The organism is Pseudomonas sp. P5_B2, assembly GCF_056400445.1.
The window spans coordinates 1-3419 of sequence record NZ_JBFULH010000444.1; the positions used below are offsets into that span (position 1 = coordinate 1).

Here is a 3419-nt window from a genome sequence, read left to right on the forward strand (position 1 = left end):
CACCAGGGGTACTAACTGGAAGGCCGCCTGCAAGCCGATCATGTCGGACACCTTGCCGGTGATGAACGGGCCTGGCGCCAAGCCAAGCAAGTTGTTGGCTAATGTCAGCGTAGCAAACGCCGTACCGTGCACCGAGTAATGGGTCAGGTTCGCCACCATCGCCCCGGCTGGTCCGGTGGTACCGGCAGCAATCAACATGCCCATGCCAATCAACAGCAATTGCGCAGGTCCTGGTGGCAAGGCAAACGCCGCCGACAGCAGCAGGCAACTGCCCAGGCAATAAGCGATGGCCAGAGCGACCTTGCGCTCAGCCGACTGACGGCACATGCGATCGCTGAGCATGCCGCACAGGATCATCCCGGCGCCGCTGCACAGAACGATGATCGCAGCCACACCGCCAGCCTTGCCCGGCGCCATGTCGTAATAGCGGTTGAGGTAGCTGGGCATCCACACGATCACAGTGCCGCCAACAAACAGTTGCAAGCCACTGCCGATGTAAGCCGCAATTACCGAAGGGCTGGAGCACAAGGTGCGCAACGGACGCTTGACCACCGCACCGACTTTTTTGCCGGCCTGGGCAACACGCTGAGGCGCAATGCGGGCTTCCTTGACGATGATCGGGTACAGCACCGCCAGCATCAGACCAAACAGGGCCATACCGGCAAACGACCAGCGCCAGCCGAGCTTGGCCGCAATAGCGCCGCCCAAGGCCATGCCCAACACCGAGCCGAACATGCCGCCAGCCATAAAGGCACTGGCCAGCGTTGCCCGCATGTGTTTCGGAAATACCGAAATCACCACGGCAATACCGACGCTGCCATAGGCAGCCTCACCGACACCCACCATGAAGCGGGCGATAAACATTTGCTGGTAGTCCTGCGCCAATGCGCAGCCCAGCGTGGCGATACTCCACAACAGCGCCATCAGCGCCAGACTTTTAACCCGGCCGAAACGGTCAGCCATTAATGACAATGGAAAGGTCAGCAAGCCGACCATCAAGGCGACAATGCCACTGAGCAAGCCGAGCTGGCTGTCAGTCAGGGCCCACTCGCCCTTGAGCAACGGAAATACAGCGTTCAGCACTTGGCGGGACATGTAATCGGAAATCAACAAGCCGAACGTCAGTGCGAAGACAATCCAGGCATATTTGCGCGCAACACTGACACCATTGGAGTCGTCATCGTCGGCGGCGATTGGGTGAAAGGCCATGCAGCCTCCTCGAAACTTTGCTTTATTGTTGTTATCGAGCGAATTGCAAAACAGCGAGCGAGAGGTCATCGACCTCCCGCCCTCGCTGCCGGTCAGCCGCGTTGCGGCACACCTTTCTGCCCAGCCTTGCGGTTGGGGGCCATACCGTTGGCGAACAGAGTTTCTTCGATAGTTTCGTACTTCACGCCGATGCGATAGATCTCGCGGGCTTCTTTACCGGTAGCGATTTCGCGACCCAGTTCGTGAGCGATGCGCACGGTTTGCTGGATCTGTGCAACCGAACCAAAACGGTCGCCTTTGTGATCAATGATGGTGTCTTCATTGCCCACACGCGGGTGCATACCCATGGCCATCGACATGGTGTTGAACGGCATGACGTTTTTCAGCAGCGACTCGGAGGTGATGGTGCAGCCGTCCGGTGCGCGGTGGATGAAGTTGAAAAAGTTGAACGGATTAGGACCGTCGAAACCGCCGCCGATGCCGATCCAGGTCGTGTTCAATGGACCTTTGTAAAGACCCTTGCGAACCATACGCTGCAGAGTTTCCAAAGCGTGCATGCCGGTCAGCTGGAAGTGCGGCTGAATGTCATTGTCCATCAGACGCTTAAGGTGCTCGATAACCCAGGCCGGGCCGGCCGGAACGGTCATTTCGCTGTAGGCAGCCTGATAGGCAGGGTTGGCCAGGGAAGTGCCTTCCAGGTATTCCGGATACAGCAATTCCATGATGTTCATCTGGGTGGTGTTGATCGCCACCGTGACCTGATCCGGTTTTGGCGTCAGCTCGGCCAGCATGTGGCGGGTATCGTCGGACAACCACAGCGCGGCTTCGCCATCGCTTTCAGGGGCGAAGGAAATCGAACCGCCGACCTGGATAATCATGTCCGGCACTGCTTCACGTACGCCGGCAATCAATTCGTTGAACTTGGACAGACGCTTGGAACCCTTGCCGTCCAGTTCACGCACGTGCAGGTGCAGAACCGTGGCACCAGCTTCATAGCATTCAACCGCTTTCTGGACTTGCTCGTCCATGGTCAGCGGGATGTCTTCCGGGAAATCTTCCGGCATCCACTCAGGGCCATACGGGGCCACGGTGATGACTACCTTGTCCATGTTTTCCGGGTGCAGGGAATCGTCGAAGAATTGCATGAGTTACTCCAATTTTTATGGTGTCCGCCTGCCGGTCATGCTTGGCAGGCGACTCTACGAGTTGCTAATACAGGGAGTTCGATTAGAACGTCTTGTCACCGATAATCCCGGCACGTTCCATCTTGCGATGGCACGGCGGGTAATCCATGACCGCGTAATGCTGGGTACTGCGGTTGTCCCAGATCGCGATGCTGTTAGGCTTCCAGCGCCAGCGCACTTGATACTCAGGGATGTACGCCTGGCTGATCAGGTAGCGCAGCAACTCGCCCGCACCAGGGTTTGCGTCCTGGCCGAAACGCACCCGGTCAGGGGTGTGATAGTTGCTCATGTGGGTGGTGAAGGCGTTGACGAACAGCACCTTTTCACCGGTCTCCGGGTGAGTACGCACGACCGGGTGCTCGGCATCCGGGTACATCGCCTTGAGCCCCAGACGTTTCTCGATCGGCATGGCCGCGCCAAAGCTCGCTTCGATACTGTGACGGGCACGCAGGTCGGCGATCTTCACCTTTATGTCTTCCGGCAGGCGCGCATACGCCTCTACCATGTTGGTCCACATGGTGTCGCCGCCCACGGGCGGGCACTCCACGCAACGCAGTACACAACCCATCGGCGGGGCTTCGCGCCAAGTGGCGTCGGTGTGCCAGGCGTTCTCGTAGCGGTCCATCGGCTGGTCCGGATTCTTGTAGATGCGCACCAGTCCTGGATGATCCGGGTCGCTGCCGGCCACCGGGTGATCCTCCAGCTCGCCGAAACGACGGGCGAAGGCCACGTGTTCGGCGCGAGTGATGTCCTGATCACGCAGGAACACCACTCGGTGCTTGAGCAACTGGGCACGAATCTCGGCAAACAGACCGTCGTCATGCACCGCATCGGCGAGGTTGACGCCGATCAGTTCGGCGCCGATGTTGTAGGTCAATTGTTCGACTTTCATGACTGGCCGCTCCTTAAACGATGAAAATCGAAGAGCCGGTAGTCTTGCGTGACTCCAGGTCGCGATGGGCCTGGACAGCGTCTTGCAAGGCATAGTGCTGGTTGATTTCGATCTTGATGCGACCGCTGCCGACG

At 58.7% G+C, this 3419-nt stretch carries 4 protein-coding genes; all 4 read right to left on the reverse strand.

The genetic code is table 11. The features are described 5' to 3' along the window. A partial coding sequence (locus AC1DRJ_RS22045) for an MFS transporter (protein ID WP_477804005.1) occupies positions 1-1209 on the reverse strand: 1209 nt, incomplete at its 3' end. A 92-nt stretch (positions 1210-1301) separates the two neighbouring features. Then, positions 1302-2354, reverse strand: coding sequence for a beta-keto acid cleavage family enzyme (locus AC1DRJ_RS22050; protein WP_477804006.1), 1053 nt, complete (start codon positions 2352-2354; stop codon positions 1302-1304). An 82-nt stretch (positions 2355-2436) separates the two neighbouring features. Continuing rightward, a complete protein-coding gene (locus AC1DRJ_RS22055) occupies positions 2437-3285 on the reverse strand; it encodes a TauD/TfdA dioxygenase family protein (protein WP_477804007.1) in 849 nt (282 codons plus the stop codon). A 13-nt stretch (positions 3286-3298) separates the two neighbouring features. Next, positions 3299-3419, reverse strand: a 121-nt coding sequence (locus tag AC1DRJ_RS22060; RefSeq protein ID WP_477804008.1) for a zinc-binding dehydrogenase, incomplete at its 5' end; no start/stop codon positions are given.

Excerpts from the sequence above, each read along its gene's own strand:
- AC1DRJ_RS22050 (WP_477804006.1), bottom strand. The coding sequence starts at position 2,354 with ATGCAATTCTTCGACGATTCCCTGCACCCGGAAAACATGGACAAGGTA.
- AC1DRJ_RS22055 (WP_477804007.1), bottom strand. The coding sequence starts at position 3,285 with ATGAAAGTCGAACAATTGACCTACAACATCGGCGCCGAACTGATCGGC.